The 24637-nt window shown below is 61.6% G+C and carries 27 protein-coding genes; 14 read left to right on the forward strand and 13 right to left on the reverse strand.

Going from position 1 to position 24637, the window contains the following annotated elements; genetic code table 11:
* Positions 1-46: 46 nt before the first annotated feature.
* Positions 47-214: a hypothetical protein gene (locus PMI11_RS37750; protein ID WP_007821691.1), complete on the reverse strand. Its 168-nt coding sequence runs from the start codon at positions 212-214 to the stop codon at positions 47-49.
* A 155-nt stretch (positions 215-369) separates the two neighbouring features.
* Between PMI11_RS37750 and PMI11_RS22630 the strand changes: the two genes are divergently transcribed.
* Genes PMI11_RS22630 through PMI11_RS22645 form a run of 4 tightly spaced genes read left to right on the forward strand, consistent with a single transcriptional unit; the run spans position 370 to position 2694 of the window.
* The gene (locus PMI11_RS22630) at positions 370-720 is read left to right on the forward strand and encodes a YciI family protein (RefSeq protein WP_007821693.1); all 351 of its coding nucleotides are present in this window, start codon (positions 370-372) and stop codon (positions 718-720) included.
* Positions 721-732: 12 nt separating this feature from the next.
* A complete protein-coding gene (locus PMI11_RS22635) occupies positions 733-1092 on the forward strand; it encodes a YciI family protein (protein ID WP_007821695.1) in 360 nt (119 codons plus the stop codon).
* Between the two features lie 2 nt (positions 1093-1094).
* Positions 1095-1454 carry a YciI family protein gene (locus PMI11_RS22640; protein WP_007821697.1) on the forward strand — a complete coding sequence of 120 codons (360 nt, stop codon included), beginning with the start codon at positions 1095-1097 and terminating at the stop codon, positions 1452-1454.
* Positions 1455-1464: 10 nt separating this feature from the next.
* Positions 1465-2694: an RNA polymerase sigma factor gene (locus PMI11_RS22645; protein WP_007821700.1), complete on the forward strand. Its 1230-nt coding sequence runs from the start codon at positions 1465-1467 to the stop codon at positions 2692-2694.
* A 4-nt stretch (positions 2695-2698) separates the two neighbouring features.
* Here the strand turns inward: PMI11_RS22645 and PMI11_RS22650 are convergent, their stop codons facing one another.
* The gene (locus PMI11_RS22650) at positions 2699-3667 is read right to left on the reverse strand and encodes a lysylphosphatidylglycerol synthase domain-containing protein (RefSeq protein ID WP_007821701.1); all 969 of its coding nucleotides are present in this window, start codon (positions 3665-3667) and stop codon (positions 2699-2701) included.
* Between the two features lie 80 nt (positions 3668-3747).
* Here PMI11_RS22650 and PMI11_RS22655 point away from each other — a divergent pair, with 80 nt between their 5' ends.
* Complete coding sequence (locus tag PMI11_RS22655) at positions 3748-4758, forward strand: glycosyltransferase family 2 protein (RefSeq protein ID WP_007821703.1); 1011 nt, start codon at positions 3748-3750, stop codon at positions 4756-4758.
* 1 nt (position 4759) lies between these two features.
* Entirely contained in the window at positions 4760-6250 is a 1491-nt protein-coding gene (locus PMI11_RS22660; RefSeq protein WP_007821705.1) for an ArnT family glycosyltransferase, read from the forward strand.
* A gap of 99 nt (positions 6251-6349) precedes the next feature.
* Here the strand turns inward: PMI11_RS22660 and PMI11_RS22665 are convergent, their stop codons facing one another.
* Entirely contained in the window at positions 6350-7717 is a 1368-nt protein-coding gene (locus tag PMI11_RS22665) for an aspartate aminotransferase family protein (protein ID WP_007821707.1), read from the reverse strand.
* Positions 7718-7792: 75 nt separating this feature from the next.
* Here PMI11_RS22665 and PMI11_RS22670 point away from each other — a divergent pair, with 75 nt between their 5' ends.
* Entirely contained in the window at positions 7793-9139 is a 1347-nt protein-coding gene (locus PMI11_RS22670; RefSeq protein ID WP_007821709.1) for a glutamine synthetase family protein, read from the forward strand.
* Positions 9140-9303: 164 nt separating this feature from the next.
* Entirely contained in the window at positions 9304-11079 is a 1776-nt protein-coding gene (locus PMI11_RS22675) for a GGDEF domain-containing protein (protein ID WP_007821712.1), read from the forward strand.
* Positions 11080-11082: 3 nt separating this feature from the next.
* Here the strand turns inward: PMI11_RS22675 and PMI11_RS22680 are convergent, their stop codons facing one another.
* On the reverse strand, positions 11083-12027 hold the full coding sequence (locus PMI11_RS22680) for a diacylglycerol/lipid kinase family protein (RefSeq protein ID WP_007821713.1): 945 nt from the start codon (positions 12025-12027) through the stop codon (positions 11083-11085).
* A gap of 35 nt (positions 12028-12062) precedes the next feature.
* Entirely contained in the window at positions 12063-12311 is a 249-nt protein-coding gene (locus PMI11_RS37420) for a hypothetical protein (protein ID WP_157179669.1), read from the reverse strand.
* A 20-nt stretch (positions 12312-12331) separates the two neighbouring features.
* On the opposite strand from PMI11_RS37420, the gene PMI11_RS22685 reads away from it, so the two are divergent.
* A complete protein-coding gene (locus PMI11_RS22685) occupies positions 12332-13552 on the forward strand; it encodes an MFS transporter (RefSeq protein WP_007821715.1) in 1221 nt (406 codons plus the stop codon).
* Here the strand turns inward: PMI11_RS22685 and PMI11_RS22690 are convergent.
* Entirely contained in the window at positions 13520-13921 is a 402-nt protein-coding gene (locus PMI11_RS22690) for a winged helix-turn-helix transcriptional regulator (protein WP_007821717.1), read from the reverse strand. The genes PMI11_RS22685 and PMI11_RS22690 overlap by 33 nt on opposite strands.
* 105 nt (positions 13922-14026) lie before the next feature.
* On the opposite strand from PMI11_RS22690, the gene PMI11_RS22695 reads away from it, so the two are divergent.
* Entirely contained in the window at positions 14027-15040 is a 1014-nt protein-coding gene (locus PMI11_RS22695) for a zinc-binding alcohol dehydrogenase family protein (protein WP_007821719.1), read from the forward strand.
* 316 nt (positions 15041-15356) lie between these two features.
* On the forward strand, positions 15357-16730 hold the full coding sequence (mgtE, locus tag PMI11_RS22700; RefSeq protein WP_007821721.1) for a magnesium transporter: 1374 nt from the start codon (positions 15357-15359) through the stop codon (positions 16728-16730).
* A gap of 307 nt (positions 16731-17037) precedes the next feature.
* On the opposite strand, the gene PMI11_RS22705 is transcribed toward mgtE, so the two are convergent.
* The 5 genes from PMI11_RS22705 to PMI11_RS22725 form a co-directional block, all read right to left on the reverse strand.
* Positions 17038-17850, reverse strand: coding sequence for an ABC transporter ATP-binding protein (locus tag PMI11_RS22705; RefSeq protein ID WP_007821723.1), 813 nt, complete (start codon positions 17848-17850; stop codon positions 17038-17040).
* On the reverse strand, positions 17847-18851 hold the full coding sequence (locus PMI11_RS22710; RefSeq protein ID WP_007821728.1) for a FecCD family ABC transporter permease: 1005 nt from the start codon (positions 18849-18851) through the stop codon (positions 17847-17849). The genes PMI11_RS22705 and PMI11_RS22710 overlap by 4 nt, the downstream gene beginning before the upstream one ends.
* Positions 18848-19861, reverse strand: coding sequence for a FecCD family ABC transporter permease (locus PMI11_RS22715; protein ID WP_007821729.1), 1014 nt, complete (start codon positions 19859-19861; stop codon positions 18848-18850). Before PMI11_RS22715 ends, PMI11_RS22710 begins: the two co-directional genes overlap by 4 nt.
* A gap of 6 nt (positions 19862-19867) precedes the next feature.
* Positions 19868-20800, reverse strand: a complete 933-nt coding sequence (locus PMI11_RS22720; RefSeq protein WP_007821730.1) for an ABC transporter substrate-binding protein — start codon at positions 20798-20800, stop codon at positions 19868-19870.
* 134 nt (positions 20801-20934) lie between these two features.
* Entirely contained in the window at positions 20935-21408 is a 474-nt protein-coding gene (locus PMI11_RS22725) for an Lrp/AsnC family transcriptional regulator (protein ID WP_037071926.1), read from the reverse strand.
* Positions 21409-21551: 143 nt separating this feature from the next.
* On the opposite strand from PMI11_RS22725, the gene PMI11_RS22730 reads away from it, so the two are divergent.
* A complete protein-coding gene (locus tag PMI11_RS22730) occupies positions 21552-22457 on the forward strand; it encodes a DMT family transporter (RefSeq protein ID WP_007821732.1) in 906 nt (301 codons plus the stop codon).
* 77 nt (positions 22458-22534) lie between these two features.
* On the opposite strand, the gene PMI11_RS22735 is transcribed toward PMI11_RS22730, so the two are convergent.
* On the reverse strand, positions 22535-23155 hold the full coding sequence (locus PMI11_RS22735) for a L,D-transpeptidase (RefSeq protein WP_007821733.1): 621 nt from the start codon (positions 23153-23155) through the stop codon (positions 22535-22537).
* A gap of 163 nt (positions 23156-23318) precedes the next feature.
* Here PMI11_RS22735 and PMI11_RS22740 point away from each other — a divergent pair, with 163 nt between their 5' ends.
* Both PMI11_RS22740 and PMI11_RS22745 read left to right on the forward strand, forming a co-directional pair.
* On the forward strand, positions 23319-23552 hold the full coding sequence (locus PMI11_RS22740) for a type II toxin-antitoxin system VapB family antitoxin (protein WP_007821734.1): 234 nt from the start codon (positions 23319-23321) through the stop codon (positions 23550-23552).
* Complete coding sequence (locus PMI11_RS22745) at positions 23549-23905, forward strand: type II toxin-antitoxin system VapC family toxin (RefSeq protein ID WP_007821736.1); 357 nt, start codon at positions 23549-23551, stop codon at positions 23903-23905. The genes PMI11_RS22740 and PMI11_RS22745 overlap by 4 nt, the downstream gene beginning before the upstream one ends.
* Positions 23906-23911: 6 nt before the next feature.
* Here PMI11_RS22745 and PMI11_RS22750 read toward each other — a convergent pair.
* A partial coding sequence (locus PMI11_RS22750) for an electron transfer flavoprotein-ubiquinone oxidoreductase (RefSeq protein WP_007821738.1) occupies positions 23912-24637 on the reverse strand: 726 nt, incomplete at its 5' end.

A 24637-nucleotide genomic window follows, 5' to 3' on the forward strand; every position in this document is an offset into this window, starting at 1 on the left:
GATATCAGGCGCAGCCCGGCCTTTTCCGCCGGGCCGCGCACTGTTCTCAAGCGCTTGCGGCAAGCTGCAGCGCTTCGATCAGGCCGGCAAACGCCGCCAGCGCAATCACGGTCCTCGCCAGCACCTTTATCATCTCGGCATTCTCAAGCGGCGGCATCTTGCGTGCGCCGCGTGTGACGATCAGATGTGCTATTCCGATTTCAAGCATGCTCATTGCTCCATCTCCTCGATGTTGTCAGATGAAGCTTTGTCGAGCGCTTCCTCGGCCTTTCGACATTGCGGCCGTTTAAAAGATATTTTTCTTCCCTGTCGAAAAGCGCCTAGGCTGTTCGTCCAAGGGCTGTGAAAGCACAGCATGGAGGACAAGGAATGAAATATCTTTGCCAGGTCTGGTTCGACGGCACGGTGCTGTCAGCCATGTCGCAGGAAGAGAAGAACAAGCTCGACCGGGATTCGCTCGCCTATGACCGCGATCTTGCCGACAGCGGTCATATGATCGTTGCCCAGGCGCTGCAGTCGCCACAATCGGCGGTCACGGTCCGGGTGCGCGGCGGCGAGATGTCAGTCACCGACGGCCCCTTCATCGAGACGAAGGAAGCGCTCGGCGGCTTCATTCTGATCGACGCCAAGGACCTCAATGACGCGATCCGTGTTGCCGCCGGCATTCCGCTGGCAAAGCTCGGCGCGATCGAGGTTCGCCCCATCCATGAATTCGGTTGAGGAGGTGACGCCATGAAGTTTCTGGGCCAGATCTGGTTCGATACCGAAAAGAGCAAGCGGGTTACGCCAGAGGAATGGGAGGCCGTCACCCAAGAATGCATCGTCAGCGACGACAGCTGGCGCGAAAGCGGCCATATGTTGAGCGCGCTGGCGCTCTATGAGCCTGAGCAGGCCGTGACGCTCAGGGTTCGCAACGGCGCCGTCGCCGCAACGGACGGTCCCTTTGCCGAAATCAAGGAGCATCTCGGCGGCTTCGTGGTGATCGAGGCCGGGGATATGGAGGAAGCGAAGGCGATCATTTCCACCTTCCCGATCCTCAAATATGCATCGATTGAAATCCGGCCCGCCTATTCGATCAAGGATGGGAGATAGCCATGCGCTTCGTCTGCCTCATCTATAATCCCGCCGATACCGACAGCACACTCAGCCAGGCCGAGGACGACGAGCTCGTGAGGGCGCATTTCCAGTATGACGAGGAGCTTGAGCACAAAGGCATCATGATCCATTCCGATGCATTGGAGGGTCCCGACAGCGCCTCGGTCCTGAGAGTGCGCAATGGCATCCTGTCTTCGACCGACGGCCCTTATGTCGAGACCAAGGAACATCTGGCCGGCATCTACATCATCGAGGCGGCCGATCTGGAAGATGCACGCAAGGTCGTTGCGGGTATTCCGAGCGTCCGGGTCGGGTCGATCGAATTGCGGCCGGTGAGACTGCTCACCCTGCCACAGTGAGGGTCGGCCCTTGAGACAGGTGATCGAGGATATCTACCGGCAGCATTCGCGACGGGTTCTGGCGACGCTGATCCGCCTGCTCGGCGATTTCGACCGGGCGGAGGAGGCGCTGCACGACGCTTTTGCGGCAGCGGCGCGAACATGGCCGGTTGACGGCATGCCCAACAATCCCGTCGCCTGGCTGGTTTCGACCGGCCGCTTCAAGGCGATCGATCACCTCAGGCGGCGAGCGCGCTTCAACGCCTCGCTGCAGCATATTGAGGATGGCCTTTACCCTGATGGCACGGAAACGGAGATCGGCGACATGGAACCGATCGAGGACGACATGCTGCGGCTGATCTTCATCTGCTGCCATCCGGCTCTTGCCGCCGATGCACAGACCGCGATGGCGCTGCGCGAGGTCTGCGGATTGACGACGGAAGAGATTGCCCATGCCTTCCTCGTGCCGGCGCCGACCGTCGCACAGCGTATCGTGCGCGCCAAGAACCGGATCAGGACGGAGAATATCCCTTATGAAGTGCCTGTCGGGGCGGAGCTGCCGGAGCGGCTCGACAGGGTGCTGCACGTCATCTACCTCGTCTTCAACGAGGGCTATTCGGCATCCTCAGGCAACACGATCGTCCGCGCCGACCTGACGGCCGAGGCGATCAGGCTAGCGCGGTTGCTGGCAACTCTGCTGCCGCATCCGGATGTCGCGGGCCTGCTGTCGCTGCTGCTCCTGCAGGAGTCGCGCCGTGCTGCACGGCAGGATGTCGATGGCGCGCTGGTGCTGCTTGCCGATCAGGATCGCTCGCGCTGGGACCGAAGCAAGATTTCAGAGGGGCTTTCGCTACTCGCAGGCGCCATGCGCACGCCTGATATCGGCATCTATACGGTTCAGGCGGCCATTGCGGCAGAGCACGCGAAGATCGGCAGCGTTGAGGAGACGGACTGGCGGCGTATCGCCTTCTATTACGACTTGCTGATAGCCGCCCATCCCTCAGCAATTGCCGAGCTCAACCGCGCCGTGGCAATCGCCATGTCTGAGGGGCCTGAAAAAGGACTGGCGCTTGTCGATGCCGTCATCGGCAGGGGGGAACTGACGACCTATCACCTCGCCCATTCAGCGCGGGCGGATTTCCTGCGCCGGCTCGGACGCCGGGCCGAAGCGATCCAGGCTTACGAGACGGCGCTGATATTCTGCCAGCAAGAGCCGGAACAGGCCTTTCTGCGCAAGCGCATTCTGGAGCTTACGACCTAGCAGCTTACGATCTAGCTTGGCCGCGGCGGCCGAGGGGAAGCGAGATGGCGGTGCCGGTCAGGGCCGAGACGATGATGAGCAGGTGGGCGTTGACGCTTGCCTGGGCCAGCGCACCCAGCGCAGCGCGTTCGCTTGAAGCGCCGAAGGCGATCGCGCCGGCAGTGATGCCGGCCGGATAGGTGCCGACTCCACCGGGCGCATGGACTGGAAGGACGGAGGAAAGCTCACCGCCGAGCGCGCCACCGAAGCTCGCGGCCATCGGCATCACGCCCATCAGGCCGAGCGCCCAGGCGAGCACCAGCACCTTCACCAGCCAGTTGACGATGGTCATCGCCCATGCGCGGCTAAAAGCGACGGCATCGAATGGCAGTCCATTCTCGATTTCATGAAGCAGAGCCTGCGCCTTGCGCGGCAGAAGTTTTGCACCGAGGCGCAGCAGCGGCTTGCGGGCAGCGAAGGCAAAGACCGGCAGGAACAGGAAGATAACCCAGACAAGCCACGCAAGGGCCGCGTTCGGGGCGGCCACAGCAAAACCGAGGCCGGCGGCGGCCAGCAGCGCATGCAGGTCCAGCAGCCGCATGACCAGCAGGGCGGAGGTGCCGCGTGTCAGGGGAATGCCGAATTCCGTGCGCATCAGCACCGGAAAGCTGGTTTCGCCGGCGCGGAAGGGCAGCATGATGTTCAGAAGGTTATGGATCTGGGTGACGCGGAAGAGCGTTGCGAAACGGCCTGCCGTCTCCCGTGGAAAATAATCGTAGATGCGCCATGTACGCAGGAAATAGGTGCTGGTCAGGAGTATCAGCGCGCCGATGACCGGACGTGGACCGACGGCTGCCCATTGTTCCAGTATGACCGACCAGCCCCAGAACCATTCGATGAAAAGTGCATAGGCTGCGACGATTGCGACGGTCAGGAGGCTCATGCGATTGCGCAGAAACCAGGATTGCCCGCTTTCAACACTCGGGGTCTTCATGTATCAGGCTTCCTAAGTTTGGCTGCGGCGGCTGGTTTTCATTGGCCTTCCATTGCCGCGCCTTTTAGGAGAAATGAAAGTTGCAGACAACGGTAGAGTCCATTCGCGATGCGAATGATCAGGTGCAACCGCTCGAACTGTCGCTGGTCGTTCCTGTTTTCAACGAGGAAGAAAGCATCGGCCCGCTCGTCGAGCGCATTGCTGCGGCGATGGTAGACTATCCACATCGCTGGGAACTGATCCTCGTCGACGACGGCAGCACGGACGCAACGCTCGTCAATGCCCGCAAGTTCGTCAACCGCGAAGAGCTGGCGCTGCGCATCGTCGAGCTGCAGCGCAATTTCGGCCAGACCGCCGCCATGCAGGCCGGCATCGATACGGCGCAAGGCCGGCTGATCGCCACCATGGACGGCGACCTGCAGAACGACCCGAAGGATATCCCTTCGATGGTCTCGGAGCTGGAACGGCGCGAACTCGACCTGCTCGTCGGCTGGCGCAAGAACCGCCAGGACGGGCTGCTGCTGCGCAAAATCCCCTCCTGGTGCGCGAATTACCTCATCGGCCGCATCACCGGCGTGAAGCTGCACGACTATGGCTGCAGCCTGAAGATCTACCGCGCCTCGATCATCAAGCAGGTAAAGCTGATGGGCGAGATGCACCGCTTCATCCCGGCCTGGGTTGCCGGCGTCGTGCCGAGCTCGCGCATCGGCGAAATGGCTGTCACCCATCACGCACGCCAGCACGGCACCTCGAAATACGGCATCTCACGCACCTTCCGCGTGATCCTCGACCTGCTGTCGGTGATGTTCTTCATGCGCTACAAGGCGCGTCCGGGCCATTTCTTCGGCTCGCTCGGCCTCGGCCTCGGCGGCCTCGCAGCGCTGATCCTCATCTATCTCGGCTTCGACAAGTTCATCATGGGCAACGATATCGGCACGCGACCGATGCTGATGGTCGGCGTCGTGCTGCTGCTCTCGTCGGTGCAGATGATCACGACCGGCATCCTGGCGGAGATGATCGCCCGGACCTACTACCGCGACGACGCCTCACCGAACTATATCGTGCGCCAGATCTTCTCCCGAGAAAGCTGACGTGCAGAGCCTTTTCAGCCGCCGGCCACATCTGATCCTGGCGGTGCTCGGAACCTATTTTCTGCTCCACCTGATCGTGCGGCTCAGCATTCCCAATGCGCTGGAGCTGGACGAGGCGGAGCAGATGCTGCTCTCGCAGTGGTTCGCCTTCGGTTATAACTCGCAGCCGCCCTTCTACAACTGGGTGCAGTATGGCGTTACATCGCTCATCGGCGTGTCGCTGTTTTCGCTGTCGTTCCTCAAATGCAGCATGCTGTTCCTCTCCTACACCTTCTACTGGATGACGGCACGGCTGACATTGAAGAACAGCAGCCTGGCGGTGGTGGCGACGCTCGGCCTACTCACCGTGCCGCAGATCGTCTTCGAGGCGCAGCGGGATCTGACACATTCGGTGGCGACGATCTTTGCCGGTTCGCTGTTTCTCTACGGCTTCTTCCGGACGCTGAAGACGCCGTCGGCAATCTCCTATGCCATCGTCGGCATCGCGACCGGCATCGGGATGATATCGAAGTATAATTTCGCGCTTCTTCCTGCCGCTGCTCTGGTCGCCGCCCTCATCGACGCCGATTTCCGCAAGCGGATTTTCGACTGGCGGCTCGCACTGACGATCGTCCTGTCGATCGCTATCGTGCTGCCGCACGCGCTGTGGTTCCTGCAGCATCTCGACCTTGCCGTCGATCGCACACTGCATAAGATGACCGGTGCGGGCGAAGGCTTTCTGTCGCAGGTATCGACCGGCTTTCTCCGCTTCATCTCCGCGATGGTTGGTATCGCCGGCGTCTCCGTCGTCATCTTTCTGGCGCTCTTTGCCAAATCGCTGCCAGCTATGTGGCGCGCTTCCAGCCGCTGGACACGAATTGCCGGGCGCATCCTGCTGATCGAGATCGGCGCCATTGCGCTGATGATCCTGCTTGCCGGCGTCGACAACGTCGCCGATCGATGGCTGACGCCACTCTTCCTCATCCTGCCGCTCTATATCTGCATGAAGGCCGATAGTGCCGAAGTCGATGCCGGAGCGCCCTTGCGGAAATCGCTCGCTGTCAGTGGTGTCATCATGGGTGTGGTGCTGGCCGTGCTTGCCATGCGGGCCTATTGGGGGCCACTCCTCGGCAAATATCAGCGGCTGAACATTCCCTATGCCAGCTTCGCCGAAACCATCCGCAAGGATATCGGCGGCGAGCCGGGGCTGATCGTCGGTTATGATCCGCATCTCGACGGCAATATGCGGCTGCTGATGCCCGACACCCCGGTGCAGTCCTATTTCTATCCGGATTTCAAGCCGACGTTCCAGCTGGACGCGAAACATCCCGTCGTCTTCGTCTGGCGCGATGACAAGGGCGGGACCCCGCCGGCCTGGCCGAATGAATATTTTGGGGATGTGCTGGCGCAGACCGGCTTGAAACAGCCGGAGACGCATATCGTCGCCTTGCCCTATATCTACGGCCGGCCGGGTGACACCTATCAATTCGCTTATGCCGTCGCCTACCCCTAAAGCGTGTCGCAATCCTTCGGATTTGCTTGCCACGCTTTAAGTCTTTGTTTTACGCATGTCGTTCTCGCAAAACCGCTGCACACTTTTGCGCGACATGCTTCAAGCCCGCAATTCGTTCCAGGCAGCATCCAACGCAATCTTGGCGATGCGCGCCATCTCGTCGACCTCCGCATGGCTGATGACGAGCGGCGGAGAGGCCAGCATGCGGTCACCGGTGGCGCGCAGCACGAGGCCGTTTGCCAGCGCATGATTGCGTACCAGCGAGCCGACCGGATCGGGCTTTTCGAAGCGGGTGCGGGTCTTCTTGTCGGCGGCAAGCTGCAGGCCACCCATCAGGCCGACGCTTTCAGCCTCGCCCACGAAATCATGCTCGGCAAGGGCGCCCCATTTCTTGGCGAAATAGGGGCCGATGTCGTCGCGCACGCGTTCGACCAGCTTCTCCTCCTCGATGATGCGCAGGTTTTCGAGGGCTGCGGCAGCGCAGACCGGATGGCCGGAATAGGTGAAGCCGTGATTGAAATCGCCGACGTTGTTGATCAGCACATCGGCGATGCGATCGCTGACGAGCACGCCGCCGATCGGCAGATAGCCTGACGACAGCCCCTTGGCGATCGGGGCAAAATCCGGCTCGACGCCGAAATACTGATGGCCGAACCATTCACCGAGGCGACCGAAGCCGCAAATGACCTCGTCGGTGACGAGCAGGATGTTGCGCGCCTTGCAGATGCGGTCGATCTCCGGCCAGTAGGTCTCCGGCGGGATGATGACGCCGGCAGCACCCTGGATCGGTTCGGCCACGAAGGCGGCGACATTCTCCTCGCCCAGTTCGTCGATCTTGGCTTCCAGTTCGCGGGCGACCTTCAGACCGAATTCGGCTGGCGAGAGATCGCCGCCCTCGCCATACCAGTAGGGCTGGCTGATATGGACGATGCCTGGGATCGGCAGGTCGCCCTGCTCATGCATGTATTTCATGCCGCCGAGGCTGGCGCCGGCGACCGTCGAGCCGTGATAGCCGTTGCGGCGGGCGATGACCGTCTTCTTCGAGGGTTTGCCGACCGTCGCCCAATAGACGCGGGCCATACGGAACCAGGTGTCGTTCGCCTCCGAGCCTGAGCCGGTGAAGAAGATGTGGTTGAATCGCGGCCCGGCCTTGGACGTCACCTTCTGTGCCAGCAGGGTCGCCGGCGGCGAGGTCGTGCCGAAGAAGGTGTTGTAATAGGGAAGCTCGTTCATCTGCCTGACGACGGCATCGGCGATTTCCTTGCGGCCATAGCCGATATTGACGCACCAGAGGCCGGCGAAACCATCGAGATATTTTTTGCCGTTGGTATCGAAGATATGCACGCCCTCGCCGCGCTGGATAATGCGCGTACCGTCGGCATTCAGTTTCTTCATGTCGGAGAAGGGATGCAGATGATGGGCGGCATCGATCGCGGCAAGGTTCGACAGCGGATAAGTATCGGACATGATTAGACCTTCGGATTGAAAGGCTTTCGGTGATGGTTTACGACCTTGGCCTTCTGCGGGAGGATTTTCAAGGTCATGGCGAGCAACGGCAAACAGGCTGGAGAGGGCGATCCGCGTTTCGAGATCCTGATCGTCGGCATGAATGGCGATCTGCGCGGCAAGCAACTGCCGCTTTCGGCCGAAAAGAAAGTCTGGGCCGGCGATATCCGCCTGCCGACCTCCACGCAGTCGCTCGATATCTGGGGCGATGACAATGACGACATTACCGGCCTGTCGCTGACGATCGGCGACCCCGACGGCAATGTCATTCCCGATAGGCGCAGCCTGGCGCCGATGCCCTGGGCGCCCGCGGGATCGATGCAGGTGCTCGCCACGATGCACGAGTTCGACGGCAGCCGCAGCTTCATGGATCCGCGCGGCATTCTCGCTTCCGTGCTTGAACGCTATGCCGAACGCGGGCTGACGCCTGTGGTGGCAACGGAACTGGAATTTTATGTGGTCGAGGAGAACTGGCGCGAGACGGGTATTCCCTCCCCGCCTGCAAGCCTCACCTATCGCGGCGATCCGAACGGTTTCCAGCTCTATGACATGAGCGCCGTCGATGCGCTCGACGGCTATCTGCAGACGCTGCGAGCTTACGCCAAGGCGATGAACCTGCCGGCGGAGGCGACGACGGCGGAATTCGGCCCCGGCCAGTTCGAGGTCAATCTGCTGCACCGGCCCGATGCGCTGGCTGCAGCCGATGATTGCCTTTACCTGAAACGCGTTGCCGAACAGGCGGCGCGAAAGCACGGGCTGAAATCGACCTGCATGGCCAAGCCCTATTCGGACCATGCCGGTTCGGGTTTGCATGTGCATGCCAGCATCATCGACAGGGATGGCAACAATATCCTCGATGCCAAGGGCGGCGAGCCGACACTTCTGAAATCGGTGACGGCGGGCATGCTGCAGACCATGCAGGAGGCGCAGCTCGTCTTCGCCCCTTTCGCCAATTCCTATCGCCGCTTCCAGCCGGGTTCGTTTGCGCCGACCGACCTCACCTGGGGCAGCGGGCATCGCGGCACTGCAATCCGCATTCCTGATAGCAACGGGCCGGCGGCGCGCATCGAGCACCGCGTGGCGGGTGCGGATGCCAATCCCTATCTGCTGCTGGCGGCCATTCTCGGCGGCATGCTGCTCGGAATCGATGGAGATCTCGATCCCGGCGAAGAAACGACGCCCGCCTCTACATCACCGGGAGCCAAGCGTCTGACGCATGATTTCCTGACGGCGGTCGAGGCCTTCCGGCAGTCGGCCTTCATCGCCAATATCTTTGGCGACAAGTATCGAAAGTTGTATGGCGATACGAAGTACAAGGAAGCAATAGCGTACCTGCGCACCGTGTCGGATTTCGACTATCGCACCTATCTTGCACGCCTGTAGTTAATAGAGGCCGTCACATAAGTTTCGCTTAGGCGCTTTTCTTAACCCTGTTGGCATTATCGATGACCTATACTCGAAATCGGTAATATATGCCCGGTATCAGCATATTCATTAAACCGGCAACGGGGCCGGATTGGATGACGAGTTGAAAGGGATCCGGTTTGATGAACCGCATCACTCTTGAGGGAAAGCTGCTCTTTGCGACCGTCATCGTGGCGTTTCTCACCCTCATTCTGACAGCCAGCGCTCTCATTCCGACTTACGAAAGCTACCGCTCCACCAATAACAATCTGCTGGCTGTAGAGCGCTTCCGCCAGGTTCTGGAAGCGGCGAGCCGCATGTCGGCGGAGCGCGGACCGGCCAACGACATCATGGCGATCGAGCCGAATAGCAGCGCGCAGGCAACAGAGCGCTTGAAGGTCTTCCGGCGTATCAGCGATCTCTCGCTCGAGGCGCTCGATGAGCCGCCCGAAGTTGACGTCTCCTCCCTTTCCGATCTCCAGGCGGCACTCGCTGAGACAAGGGCGCAGCTTCGCGCGGCTCGCCAAGCCGTCGACCGCGTTGCCGCAACACCGCTCGCCGACCGCGAGCCCAGCGATGTGCAGAACGCGATCGGCGAAATGATCGAGGTGATCGAGACATTCCAGCATGTCGTCGACTGGCACATCGCCGCCTTCACCACCCGCCGGTCGGAACTGACCGCACCATTCCTGACGGGGCGGATGATCAGCGACATGCGCGAATATGGGGGTCGGGCCGCCTCCCAGATCATGGGTCCGATTGCCACACGCCAGCCGCTACGCGACAGCCATATCACCGATGCGAGCCGCACCATTGGCAGGCTTCTGGAGCTGCGCACGCTGATGCAGGGCCAGAAAATCGTCAGCGATCACGATGGGCTGTCTGCGCAACTCCTGAAGGATATCGATACGATCTTTTTCGGATCCGGTCTCGAACTCGTCAAGATATTGATCGAGCAAGGCAAGATCTCGGGAGATTATTCGGTTTCTGCGGTTGACCTGACGCGCGACTATGTTCCGACACTGCAGCCGCTCGAACGGCTGCGCACGGTCTTTCTCGACGATGTCGTGAAGCGCTACCGGACCCAGCACTACGCCGCTTCCTATCGCCTGGCAGTCATCGCCGTGATCACGGCCTCCGCTCTTGCGGTGCTGTTTACGCTCTTCCGCTCCATCCGCCTGCACATGCTCGGTCCACTGCTGATGGCACGACGCCAGATCATCGCGCTCGCAGACGGCAATCCCGTGACCGACCTGGAGACGATCTCCAAGGCGCCGGAGATGCGCAGCCTGTTCGAGGCGCTGGAATTGCTGCGCGGCAAGCTGGACGAACGGGCCGAGTACGAAGCCCGCCTGAAGATGCAGGCCGAAAAGGACGGGCTGACCGGTGTCTGGAACCGCCGGGCGCTGGAAGGCTTCGGCAATGCCCCTTCGGAGCGCGAGGAAGATGTCTGCCTGATGCTCATCGATATCGATCACTTCAAGACGGTGAACGACACCTATGGCCACCTGACCGGCGATGCCGTGCTCATCGAAATCGCCACCTTGCTGCAGGGTGCAATGCGTCCGACGGACATCGTCGCGCGCTACGGCGGCGAGGAATTCGCCGTTCTCGTTTCCACATCCGATCTTTCGAACGCCCTGGATTTTGCCGAAGAACTTCGCAGCCGCATTCAGGCGCATGTCATCCGCGATACGGAAACCGGCGTCGATCTCTCGATCACAGTCAGCATCGGCGTCGCCTCCGGCGCCTGTGGTGCCGAAGGCTGGCGACAGCTCATCGCATCGGCCGACGAGGCGCTGTACTGCGCCAAGAAGAAGGGGCGCAATCGCAGCTGTGTTTTCGGCGACGCGGCGGACCGGGATATCGTCGAAAACGCTCTCATTCCTTTCAGGGCCAGGCGCTCCGCTTCGTTCTGAAAATCACGCGGCCGGTTCTCGCCGTTCCCGTTCGCCTTCCTGTGCGGCCAATCCCTGCTTGACCAGCACCTTCAATTCGCCCGGATGCAGCTTGACGGTGACATCACGCTCCAGCGGCAGAAGCTCGCCATCCATCACGCAGTTCGCCTTGGCGCGCAGCTTCGGGAAGTGCAAATGCACCTCGGCCGGATGCAGGACCATGACCGCATCGTTTTCGCGGAATTTGCCGCGCAGCATGTCGATCGCCAATCGTGCAACGCCGAGCGGTTTCAGCGGTTTTGCCGTGTAGAAACCAAGTTCGCCGCTGCGCAGGTTGTCGGCATAGAGCAGCGCGTTTTCGCCGAAAGGGTTGTTGGAGACCGATATCGCCGAGACACGTCGGGTCTCCTTCATACCCGCCGCCTCGAACTCGACCTCGAATTCCGGCGGGTTGAAGACGACGCCGAAGGCGGCACGCGTGCTGGCGCGCATCTTTCCGAGGCGGGAGCGGTAGCTGTAGGAATTGCGGTAGCGCACCATGCGTGCATGCAGGCCAGCGGAAAACTGATGAATGAACGGCCTTCCGTTGGCGCTGGCGATATCGATATTGTCGAGTTCGCCGAACGCAAGAACTTCGAGCGCCTGCCAGATATCGAGCGGCACTTTCAGCGACCGCGCAAAGAGGTTCATGGTGCCGGCCGGCACGACGCCGAGCGCCACGCCATTCTTCCATGCGATAGATGCGGCGGCTGAAATCGTGCCATCCCCACCGCCGGCGACGATGCCATCGATATCGTCGCGCCGTGCGGCACGCTCCATGGCGGGAACGATCTCGCTGCCGGAGAAGACGATCGCTTCGAAATCATGGCCGGCTTCGCGGAAGACTTCTTCCGCGCGCCTTTCATATGCCTGCATGTCTGTCGTTCTGAAGGTACCGCCGTCGCGATTGAAAAAGCCGACAAGCTTCATGAGGTGCCTGTTTCCTATCCTCGCTATCCCTGCCCTCAAGAAATGGTTGATGCACCTGCGATTTCAAGCCGGATGGTTTGCCCCGCCACATCGCCGAAACGCAAATATTGCAATGGACGTATGCAGATAGCAGGACGCTGCACTGCAAAAAAAACACTCGACGCTTCCAGCTTGCCGTTCAATAGATGGGATGATGGAGATGATATCTCCGCCCCCCGCCATTTCTGCCCACCAATTGCAAATGACCGGCCCTGCGCGTCCCGCCAGCGGCCGTCGCCAAGCACAGATCCTCCGAGGACCGCCCGTGAGCCAGGTTGCCGTCAACGATTCCATCGATTCTGGACCGGAGGCAGCGCTTCCCTCGGCCATGACCGTTGCCCTGGTCCAACTCGCACTTGCCGCCGGCGGCTTCGGCATCGGTACGGGCGAATTCGCGATCATGGGTCTGCTGCCAAATGTGGCGGATACTTTCTCGGTCACGACCCCGCAGGCAGGTTATGTCATCAGCGCCTATGCGCTCGGCGTCGTCATCGGGGCGCCCGTCATTGCCGTGCTTGCCGCCAAGATGGCGCGGCGCACGCTGCTGCTCTGCCTCATGCTGCTCTTTGCCGTCGGCAATATCCTGAGCGCCGTCGCACCGACATTCGAGAGCTTCGCGGTGCTGCGCTTCATCACCGGCCTGCCGCATGGCGCCTATTTCGGCGTGGCAGCGCTCGTCGCCGCTTCCATGGTGCCGGTGCATCGCCGCGCGCGGGCCGTCGGCCGCGTCATGCTCGGCCTGACGGTCGCAACCCTGCTCGGCACGCCGCTGACGACCTTCTTCGGTCAGGCACTCGACTGGCAGGTGGCCTTCCTGACCGTCGGCATCATCGGCCTCGTGACAGTCGCCCTCATCTGGTTCTACGTGCCGCATGACAAGGTCGCCGAAGGGGCAAGTGCGCTGCGCGAACTCAGCGCCTTCCGCCGTCCGCAGATCCTGCTGACGCTCGCTATCGCCGCTGTCGGTTATGGCGGCATGTTCGCGATGTTCAGCTATATCGCCTCGACGACGACGCAGGTGGCGATGCTGCCGGAGACAGCCGTTGCGCTCATGCTCGTGCTCTTCGGCGTCGGCATGAACGCCGGCAATGTCATCGGCTCGTGGCTAGCCGACAAGTCGCTGCTCGGCACGATCGGCGGTTCGCTGGTCTATAATATCTTTGTGCTGACGATGTTCTCGCTGACGGCCTCGAACCCTTACATGCTCGGGCTCTGCGTCTTCCTCGTCGGCTGCGGCTTTGCGGCAGGCCCGGCGCTGCAGACGCGCCTGATGGATGTTGCGGCCGATGCGCAGACGCTGGCGGCCGCCTCCAACCATTCGGCCTTCAATATCGCCAACGCACTTGGCGCATGGCTCGGCGGCCTCGTCATTGCGGCTGGCTATGGCTTTGCAGCGACCGGCTATGTGGGTGCTGTCCTGTCCTTCCTCGGCCTCTTCGTCTTTGCCGCGTCGCTACGCCTGGAGCTCCGCAGCCGAACTGCCTAAGGCATTTGCAATACGCAGCTCCCGACCTTCGGGGCTGCAGAAGACGAATTCATCACCCCAGGCGGCGAGCGCCCGGATGACCGGCTTCAGCGTGGAGCCGAGCGGCGTCAGCGCATATTCGACGCGCGGCGGCACGACCGGGTAAACTGTTCGTGAGATCAGGCCGGAACCTTCCAGCTCGCGCAGCTGCTTGGTCAGCATGCGCTGGGTGATGGCAGGCAGATGGCGCCTCAGCTCGTTGAAGCGCAAAGTCTTGTCCATCAGGTGGAAAAGGATCACGCCCTTCCACTTTCCATCGAGATAACTCAGCGTCGCCTCCACCGGGCAACCGGGAAAATTCGTGACCAGTTTGGCGCGCGGCAGCGACATTTACAGTATCCTTTTTGGTACTACGTACAGAATTTGTGCATTCTTGCGTTGCCGGAACATAGGTCGCATCTAGCTCTCGTGCAATGAACACAGGAGTTTCCCGAGATGCGCGCCATCGCTTACAAGACCCCACAGCCAATCGCCGCCGAAACCTCGCTGATCGATGTCGAACTGCCCACACCCGAGGCTAGGGGTCACGATCTGTTCGTCGAGATCAGGGCGGTCTCCGTCAACCCTGTCGACGTGAAGGTCCGCGCCAGCATGGCGCCGCCCGCCGATGAGCTGAAAGTGCTGGGCTTCGATGCTGCCGGCATCGTCAAGGCGGTCGGTTCAGACGTCACGCTGTTCAAGCCGGGCGACGAGGTCTTCTATTCCGGCGTCATCAATCGCCCCGGCTCGAATGCCGAATTCCAGCTCGTTGACGAGCGCATCGTCGGCAGGAAACCGAAGAGCCTGGATTTCGCTGCTGCGGCCGCCCTGCCGCTAACCTCGATTACGGCCTATGAAGCCCTGTTCGACCGCTTGCGCGTCACCGATCCCGTGCCGGGTGCGGCCCCTGCCGTGCTCATCATCGGTGGTGCGGGCGGCGTCGGCTCGATCGCTATCCAGATCGCCCGCGCGCTGACGGACCTCACCGTTATCGCCACGGCCTCGCGTCCGGAAACGCAGAACTGGGTGAAGGAGCTTGGCGCGCATCACGTCGTCGATCATTCGCAGCCGATCGCACCGCAGGTCGCAGCGCTTGGCATCGGAGCGCCGGGCTTCATCTTCTCGACGACGAATACGGACAAGCATGTCGCCGATATTGTCGAAGTGCTCGCGCCGCAGGGCCGCTTCGCACTGATCGACGATCCCAAGACTTTCGATATCGTTCCCTTCAAGCGCAAGGCGGCCTCCGTTCACTGGGAGCTGATGTTCACCCGCCCACTCTTCGGCACGCCCGACATGATCGAGCAGCACAAGATCCTCAACAGGATTTCAGACCTCGTCGATGCCGGCAAGATCCGGACGACGCTGTCGGAAACCGTGGGTGCGATCAACGCCGCGAACCTGAAAAAGGCGCATGCGATGGTCGAAAGCGGCAGGATGAAGGGCAAGGTCGTTCTCGCCGGCTTCTGAGGCTTTCGAGGTCGAAAATCCGCCTTTTCCGACGCTCGAAATATTGCGTAAAGGATGTTGACCTATAATGCCGCGCCGAGGGTGCGGCATTCTGGCGTTAAACATCTAAGCAGCTTGACTTTTTCCGCATTCGAGACCACCTAGTGCGACACGTGCATGACACAAGTTTTGCACGGATATCAACGGAGCCATCATCACGATGCCAAGCGACAGTAGCAGTCGATTGCCTTTGCCGTACGCGGCCGTCGTGCGCTGACCTGGATGCTCCAGGCTCGCCCGTTCGGACGCTACGGCGGATCGACGGAAAGGCGAGCCAATGAATATCAATCGCTTCCCCCTGCGGGCCGGCTATGCCGCCCGTGCCTTCATGAACAACAGCCGTGTTGCGTCCATCGCCGAGCGCGTGGAATCGCTGAACGGGCTTGCCCCGGCTGAAGCCGGCCGCATCCTCTCGCGGATGCCGCAGGACTATGCCGTCAACATTCTCGACCGTCCGGAGCTGCGCAATGCTCCAACCATTCTGGCGCTGATGGACAGTGCGGATTCGGCCCGGCTGCTGCACGGCATGTCCAACGACCGCGTCGCCGACGTTCTCTTGGAACTCGACGTCGATAATCGCGTGCGCCTCTTCTCCAGCCTGGAAGAACCCGTCCGCATCGCCATCCAGCATCTGATGGGTTATCCGCCGCGCACGGCCGGCAGCATCATGACGACGGAATTCGTCAGCGTGCCCGACGACTGGACTGTTGCCCAGACGCTGGACCATGTCCGGCAGGTCGAACGCTCGCGCGAAACCGTCTATGCAATCTATGTGCTGGATCATAATTCCGGCGCGCTGATGCATGTCGTCACACTGCGCCGCCTCATTACCGGCGAGCCCGATGCCTCGATCCTGTCCGTTGCTCAGAAGGGCACGCCGGTTTCGGCCAATGCGCTGATGAAACAGGAAGACGTCGCACGGCTGATCCGCAAGCACGATCTCCTGGCGCTGCCCGTCGTCGACGATCACGGCATGGTGCTCGGCATCGTCACGGTCGATGACGTCATCGACACGATGATATCAGACACCACCGAGGCCGCCCAGAAATTCGGCGGTATGGAAGCGCTCGGCAAGCCCTATATGAAGATCAGCTTCGGCGGCATGATCCGCAAGCGGGCCGGCTGGCTCTGCGCTCTCTTCCTCGGCGAAATGCTGACGGCAAGCGCCATGCAGCATTTCGAAGGCGAGCTGGAAAAGGCCGTCGTGCTGACGCTCTTCATTCCGCTGATCATGAGCTCCGGCGGCAATTCCGGTTCGCAGGCAACCTCGCTCATCATCCGGGCGCTTGCTGTCGGCGAGTTGAAGCTGACCGACTGGTGGCGGGTGCTGCTGCGCGAACTGCCGACCGGCATCGTGCTCGGCGCCATTCTCGGGCTTGTCGGCCTGCTGCGCGTGATCTTCTGGCAGACGGCCGGGCTCTATGACTACGGCCCGCACTGGCAGCTTGTCGGCCTGACGGTCTTTGCCGCATTGGTCGGCATCGTCACCTTCGGCTCCATCTCGGGTTCGATGCTGCCCTTCCTGCTGCAGAAACTGCGGCTCGATCCGGCAACGGCATCGGCTCCCTTCGTTGCCACGCTGGTCGACGTGACCGGGCTCGTCATCTACTTCTCGGTGGCGCTGCTGATCCTCAGCGGGACGCTGCTGTAGATCCTGCTCCAGATTTCAGGCCAATCGGCCTGAAATCATCCGCATCCAGAGTATTGTTCTGATGCAATTCCAGACGGGGCCTGCATAGGATGCATAAGATGCATAGGCAGTTTTCAACGCTCCCTAGGAAATGTCAGATTCAATACCTGCCATGTCACCGTCTGACATTTCCCACACGGCGTATGGAAAATCCTATGCAAGTTATGCATCCTATGCACCGTGCCAATGATCTGGTTGGTTCTGCGCAAGAACAGCTCCATCTCATCGCTTCAACGCAGAACCGTTGCACGTTTTTGCTGGAATGGCTCTAACGTTCGACGAAGGGCAGGCAGAGTGGTGTCCCATCAACGGGATGGGATATCACGACCGCGTCGATGCCGAAGACGGCGCGGATGAGCTCCGGCTTCAGAAGATCGGCGGGGCTGCCTGCCGCGTGAATGCCGCCATCGGCGACCGCGATGATGTGGTCGGCATATTGGGCGGCGTGATTGAGATCGTGGACCACCATGACGATGGTGCGTCCACGTTTCTCGTTCAGCTCCTTCAACAGTTCCAGAACTTCCAGCTGATGGGCGATGTCGAGATAGGTGGTCGGCTCGTCGAGCAGCAGGATCGGCGTTTCCTGCGCCAGCGCCATGGCGATCCAGGCGCGCTGACGCTGGCCGCCGGAGAGACGGTCGAGCGGGCGTTCGGCGAGATCGGTCAGGCCGGTTGCGGCCAGCGATGCCTCGACGATCTCTTCGTCGTGCCGTGTCGTGCGCGACAGCATGCCCTTATGCGGGTGGCGGCCGAAACGGCAGAGCTGGCGCACTGTGAGACCATCGGGTGAAACGGGGCTTTGCGGTAAGAGCGCCAGCGTCTGGGCAATGGCCTTGCCGGGCATGGTGGCGATCGCTTTGCCGTCCAGCGTCACGGTGCCGCCGAGCGGCTGGATGATGCGGCCGAGGGCGCGCAGCAGCGTCGATTTGCCGGAGCCATTGGCGCCGATCAGGGCGGTGATCTTGCCATCGGGGATCGTGACATCGACATGGTCGAGGACCTTGATCGCGGCATAACCGAGCGTCAGATCCTGCGCGGACAGGCGCGAATGGGCGGCATCAGTCATACCTGCATCAGTCATGGGCGGCCTGCCTCCTTGATCAGCAGGAAAATGAGATAGGGACCGCCGATCACGGCAGCGACGATGCCGGCCGGGATCTCGTTCGGCAGGGCAACCAGCCGGCCGATCAGGTCGGCAGCGGAAAGCGTCAGGGCGCCGATCAGGGCGCTTGCCGGAACCATGTGACGGGCACGCGAACCGACGAGCAGGCGCGCGGCATGAGGCGACAGCAGGCCGAGGAAGCCCATGGAGCCGACGGCGGCGACACTGCCGGCGCAGAGCAGCACCGAGACGACGATGAGGCCGCCGCGCAAGAGACCGGGCGAAATGCCGAGACTGACAAGCGTATCGTCGCCGAAGCCGCCGGCATCGAGCCGGATGGTGGCGATCAGCACGAAAGGCAGACAGGCGATGAGCCAGAGCGAGAGAGCGACCACATCGGTCATCGTCGAGCCATAGACGCTGCCTGCAAGCCAGACCATCGACTGGTCGGCGCGGGTCGGGACGAGCACCATGACATATTGCATCAACGCCTGGGCCAGCATGCCGAGCGCGACGCCCACGAGCGCCAATGCCGCTATGCCGCCGCCGAAGCTGCGACCGATCGCGAGCAGCACACATGCGCCGGCAACCGCACCAGCGATGACACCAGCGGGAATGGCCCAGGCGGCCCAGGCAGGCGGGGTGAAGAGGCCCGCGAGGAAGGCACCGAGGCCGGCCCATTTGGTGATGCCGACCACGTCGGGCGAGGCCAGCGGATTGCGCAGCGCGCCTTGCAGGAAGGTGCCGGCGACGCCGAGCGAGGCGCCGGCGAGGATGGAAACGATGACGCGCGGCGCGCGGTACTGCATGACGATGAAGGCGCTCTTGCCGCCGGCGATACCATCCAGCACCTGACCGACCGAGAGCGTGACCGCGCCGATCGTCATGCCGAGCACGGCAATGATGAGGATGAGAACAGCAACGACGAGGCAGACGCTTGCCGCACGCAGGCTCTTCGATGGCAGGACAGCGCTCGTCATTTCGCCCTCTGCCGCCAGAGGATAGCGACGAAAGCCGGTGCGCCGATCAGCGCCGTCACGATACCGACAGGGGTTTCGGCCGGAAACGCGGCGACGCGGCCCAAGAGATCGGCGGCAGTCAGCAGCAACGGGCCGGTGATGGCGCTTAGCACGATCACTGTCAGCTGGTCGTTGCCGGCGAGACGCCGCACGATATGCGGCACCAGCAAGCCGATGAAGCCGATCGGGCCGCTGACGGCGACGGCGGAACCGGCGAGAATGACGATGAGTGTGGCGGCAAGGCCGCCGACACGCCGGGCATTCTGGCCAAGCGAAACCCCGGTGGTCTCGTCGAGCGCCAGCACTCCGAAATGACGACCGGCGATCAAGGCAATCCCCCCGCCGAGAAGCGTGAAGGGCAGGATGATCCAGACCTTGCTCCATTGCGCGCCATTGATGGAGCCGGCGAGCCAATAGACGATATCCTGCCCGGCATTGTTGGCAATGAGGATGGCTTGCACGAGCGCGGCAAGCACGAGCTGGATGGAGATGCCTGCAAGGGCCAGCTTCATCTCATTCATCGCACCGGAGACCGACAGCGCCCACATGGCGAGGCCTACGGCGGCGGCACCGATGAAGGCCGGCCAGACCGTGCCGCCGGCACTCAGGCCGGGCATCGCGATAAGTGAGATGACGATGACCAGCGAAGCCCCGGCATTGATGCCGAAGGTCTGCGGCGAAGCGAGCGAATTGCGGGTCAGCGTCTGGATCAGTACCCCGGCAATGGCGAGATTGGCGCCGACCAGCATGGCAAGCATTGCCCGCGGCAGGCGCACATCCCAGACCAGCGCACCATCCGGCGAGCCGTCGGGTGCAAAGAGCAGATGAAGTGCGCGGGCGACCGGCAATCCGGAGACGCCGAAGGAAATGCCGGCCAGAATAACTACGGCGAGCGCCAGCAACAGGCAGAATGCCAACCGCACGGGGCTGCCGGTTTCATGCCGCATGGCTGCGCCGCCTTTTGTCGTCATTGGCGCTTATCCGGCCTGATAGACCTTGGCGAGGATTTCGCGAGCGATCATCTCTGCCGTCGTCAACCCGCGAAAACGGGAAAACTGGTTGCGGTCGACCTGAAAGACCATGCCGGTCTTCACCGCCGCAATGTTGTTGAAGGCAGCGTTGCTCTCCCACTGGTCGAACACGGTGGCGCCGGCATCGGTCGCAACCAAAAATACGTCCGGATTGATGGCGACAAGGCGCTCGATCCCTGCCCCGCTTTCCACGGCATCGCTGGAATCGATCGCCGGCGTCAGGCCCATGGCTTTGAAGACGGAACCGGTGAAGGAGGAGGAGCTATGCAGGCTCATGGAATCCGGATTGGCGACGGCGAGCAGGAAGCGGCGCTTTTCGCCGGCCGGGATCTTTGCGACCAGTCCGGCAATGACGGCCTCATGGGCGGCAAGCGCCTGTTCACCCTTCGCCTTTTCGCCCAGGGCATCGGCGATGGTCACGAGCGAAGATTTGATCGTCTCGTAGCTGCCTTCCCAGCTGTTCAGCACGATGGTCGGCGCAATGGCACTCAATTGTTCGTAGATCGCCGAATGGCGGAGTTCATCGGCAATGATGAGATCGGGCGTCAGCGCTGCAACGAGCTCGAGATTGGGCTCCAGCCGCGTGCCGACCGAGCTGTAGTCGATCTTCTTGCCGAGAAGCTGCTCGATGCGCTTCGGCTGGTTGTCGTCGGTAATGCCAACCGGCACGACATCGACCGCATTCAGCGCCTGCACGAAGGAGAATTCCAGGGCGACGACGCGCTGCGGCTTGCCGGAGATTTCGGTGGTGCCGAGCTCGTGTTTGATCGTGCGCTTGTCATCATCGGCAAAGGCAAGGCTCGGTACGGCAGCAACCGCACCAGCCGAGAGCAACAGGCCGAACTGGCGGCGCGACAGCGGAATATCAAAAACGCTCACGGCAAATGTCCTCATACTGAAATGATCACCGGCCCTCACACCGGATGAGACACCCGCTACAGAAGTGAAGTGAATTTTTCAAGTAAAGTTTACAAAAACAATCACCTTATTGGGATGTCTTGTTGAGAGGTGCGTCAGTTGCGCTCGGGCAGCTTCAGCGGTCCATGCGTCTTGATGCTGCGGATGGCGAAATTCGAGCGGATATCGGTGACATTCGGCAGGGTCAGCAGTGTCTCCGTCAGCAGCCGCTCATAGGCCGAGAGGTCTTCGACCACGACTTCCGCCAGGAAATCGGCCGTGCCCGAGATCAGGAAACAGGAGACGATTTCGGGGATGGCGAGCAGTGCCGCCTGCTGGGCCTCGGAATTCTCCTTGCTGTGACGGGCAACCTTGAATTCGACGAAGACGGTGAGGCCGAGCCCGACCTCCTTGCGGTCGATATCGGCAGTGTAGCGGCGGATGACGCCGAGCTTCTCGAGGTTGCGGATGCGGCGCAGGCAGGGTGATGGCGAGAGGTTCACCTTCTCGGCGATCTCGACATTGGTGGCGCGCGCATCCTCCTGCAGGCATTTCAGGATGGCGATATCGAATTTATCAAGATTTGGCATATTTGCGAAATCCATCAGCGTGAATTGGCAGATCATTGCGCCTAGCATGTTTTTTGAGCCACAGATAGCAAGGACATGCCTCGGCCTCTGGCGCTAATGTTCTTTCAACCGGATGACATCCGGACGGAGGAAAGGACAGGGCAATGAGCACGATCGCATTTTCAAACGAGAAATCGCCTTCGCAAGGCTTGGGTTATGCCGCCGGCACCGTGACCGTGCTGATCTGGTCGACATGGTTTCTGGCAACCCGCCACAGCGCTGCAACGCCGCTCGGCTCGATCGATATCGGCCTCATCCGCTTCGGCATTCCGGCGCTCGTTCTCTCACCGGTCTGGCTGCGCACCGGGCTCTTGCCAAAGGGCCTTCCGCTTCATCTGCTGGCAATCATGGTCGCCGGCTGCGGTGCGATCTTCTTCCTGGTGACGACGCTTGCCATTCATTCCACACCGGCGGCCTCGTCCGGCATCCTGCTCGGCGGCTCCATGCCGCTTGCCACCGCCTTGATCGGCATTCTGCTGTTCCGCGAACGGCCGGATGCCACGCGGATTGCCGGGCTGCTGGCGATCGTCGCCGGTGTGCTGATCCTGCTCGTGCGCAGCCTTGCCGATGCCTCCCTGCCCTGGACGAGCTTCGTGCTGCTGCCGGCTGGCGCCGTTCTCTGGGCAAGCTATACGCATGCCTTCCGCCGCTCGGGTCTTTCGGCCATCCAGGCCAGCGCGCTGATCGCCATCTGGTCCTTCCTGATCATGGCCGCCCTTGCGCTGGTCTTCGGCATTTCGCTGCCGCAGGCTCCGCTTCCGGAAATCGGCCTGCAGGTGCTGAGCCAGGGCATTCTGTCCGGCCTTGTCGCCATGGTGGCCTATGGTACGGCAGTGCGCACCCTTGGCGGAACGCAGGCCGCCGCCTTTACGGCGCTGACGCCGGTGCTTGCGACGCTCGGCGGCGGCGTCCTGCTCGGCGAGCAAATGGGTCTTGCCGAGATCAGTGCGGCCGTGATCACCGGCATCGGCGTGGCGCTCTCGACCGGCATCGCTGCCAAGCGCCGCTGAACATTCGCCAAAACAAAGGCCGCCGACAGCGATCCGCTGCGGCGGCTTTTGCATGACTATAGTCCCGGCTTGGGGATTCAGGCCGTTGCCTGGATGACGACGACCCTGGCGCCGACTTCGACGCGGCTGTAGAGGTCGATCACATCGTGGTTCATCATGCGGATGCAGCCGCTCGACATGGCAAGGCCGATCGATTGCGGCTGGTTGGTGCCGTGGATGCGGAAATGCGTATCGCCACCGCCGCGATAGAGATACATGGCACGCGCGCCGAGCGGATTGTTCGGGCCGCCCGGCATGCCGCCGGCGAGCTTGCGGTAACGCTCCTCGCGGCGCTGCATGTTCTCGGTCGGTGTCCAGCTCGGCCATTCCGCCTTGCGGCCGACATAGGCATTGCCCGCAAAGGCCAGGCCTTCGCGGCCAACACCGACGCCGTAACGCATCGCGCGGCCGTCACCGAGGATATAGTAAGCGCGCCGCGCCGGCGTATCGACCACGATCGTGCCCGGCGCATAGCCGCCTTCATAGGCGACTTCGGTGCGGCGAAGCTCCGGCTTGATCTGATCGATCGGCACCTGCCTGAGCGGAAATTTCTCATCCGGAAGTGCGGCATAGTTGGTCTGGCTGTTCAGAGTGGTCGAAGAGCAGCCGGCAACAAAGAGGGGCAGAGCGATCAGGAAGCCCCGGCGCGAGATCGTCATAAACGTGTCCTTAGTGCGTCAAGATGATGTCGCAGGCTAAGGAGATTATGGTTAATGAAACGCTAAACGGACGGTCCGGGATTAACGGACGCCGGGCATTCTTTGCAGCCGCATTGAGAATGCGCATCATTTGATGCTATTTTTGATACAGCAGGAGGCCGAAATGAGAACCACGGTGACTTTGGACGACGAGTTGATTGCCAGGGCGCAGGAAGTCACTGGCATCAAGGAGCGGTCTGCCCTTTTGAAAGAAGCCCTCACGCGCTTGATACAGGAAGAAGCAGCGCGTCGTCTCATTATGCTGGGCGGCAGCGCACCTGACCTGCAAGCTCCCCCAAGACGCCGCTGGAATCGCGATGGAACATGGGGCGGATCGGATTGGGACAAGTCCGAGTGATCATACTCGATACCTCGATCTGGATCGACCATCTGCGAAAGCGCGAAGAAGAGGTCGAATTTCTGCTCAAGAGACAGCAGATTTTAGTTCATCCCTTCGTTCTCGGAGAGATAGCGCTCGGCTCGATGCCGCAATACGATCTCATCCTTCAATCGCTCTCCGAGTTGCCGCAGGCGACCGTCGCCAGCAATCTCGAAGCCCTCTTCCTGATCAAGCAGCATTCGCTCATGGGAAGCGGCATCGGCTATATCGATGCTCATCTGCTTGCCTCGGCCAAATTGGCCGAAGGCACCCGGCTTCTGACCCGCGACAAGCGCCTGGCAAAAATCGCCGAGGCGCTCGGCGTCGGATAAAACAGATCACATATTCGGATAGACCGGCCCCTCACCGCCCTGCGGCGGCACCCAGTTGATGTTCTGATTGGGGTCCTTGATGTCGCAGGTCTTGCAGTGGACGCAGTTCTGCGCGTTGATGACGAAGGTCTCTTCGCCGTCCTTCTCCACCCATTCATAGACGCCGGCCGGACAGTAGCGCGTCGACGGGCCGGCATAGACGCCGAACTCGGACGATTTCTGCAGGGCCATGTCCTTGACCTGAAGGTGGACCGGCTGATCCTCTTCGTGGTTGGTGTTCGACAGGAAGACGGAGGACAGGCGGTCGAAGGTGAGCACACCGTCGGGCTTCGGATAGTCGATCTTCTTGTGCTTGGAGGCCGGTTCCAGCGAGGCGGCATCGGTCTTGCCGTGACCAAGCGTGCCGAAGAAGGAGAAGCCGAAAAGCTGGTTGGTCCACATATCGAGACCGCCGAGCGCCACGCCCAAGGCCGTGCCGAATTTCGACCAGAGCGGCTTGACGTTCCTGACCCGCTTCAGGTCCTTGCCGATATCGCTCTTGCGCCAGTCGGTTTCGATCTCGGCTACCTCGTCATTGGCACGGCCGGCAGCAATCGCCTCGGCGATGCGGTCGGCGGCCATCAGGCCCGAGAGCACGGCATTGTGGCTGCCCTTGATGCGCGGCACGTTGACGAAGCCCGCCGAACAGCCGATCAGCGCGCCGCCCGGGAAGGAGAGCTTCGGCACCGACTG

The organism is Rhizobium sp. CF142 (assembly GCF_000281145.1).
Classification (GTDB): Bacteria; Pseudomonadota; Alphaproteobacteria; order Rhizobiales; family Rhizobiaceae; genus Rhizobium.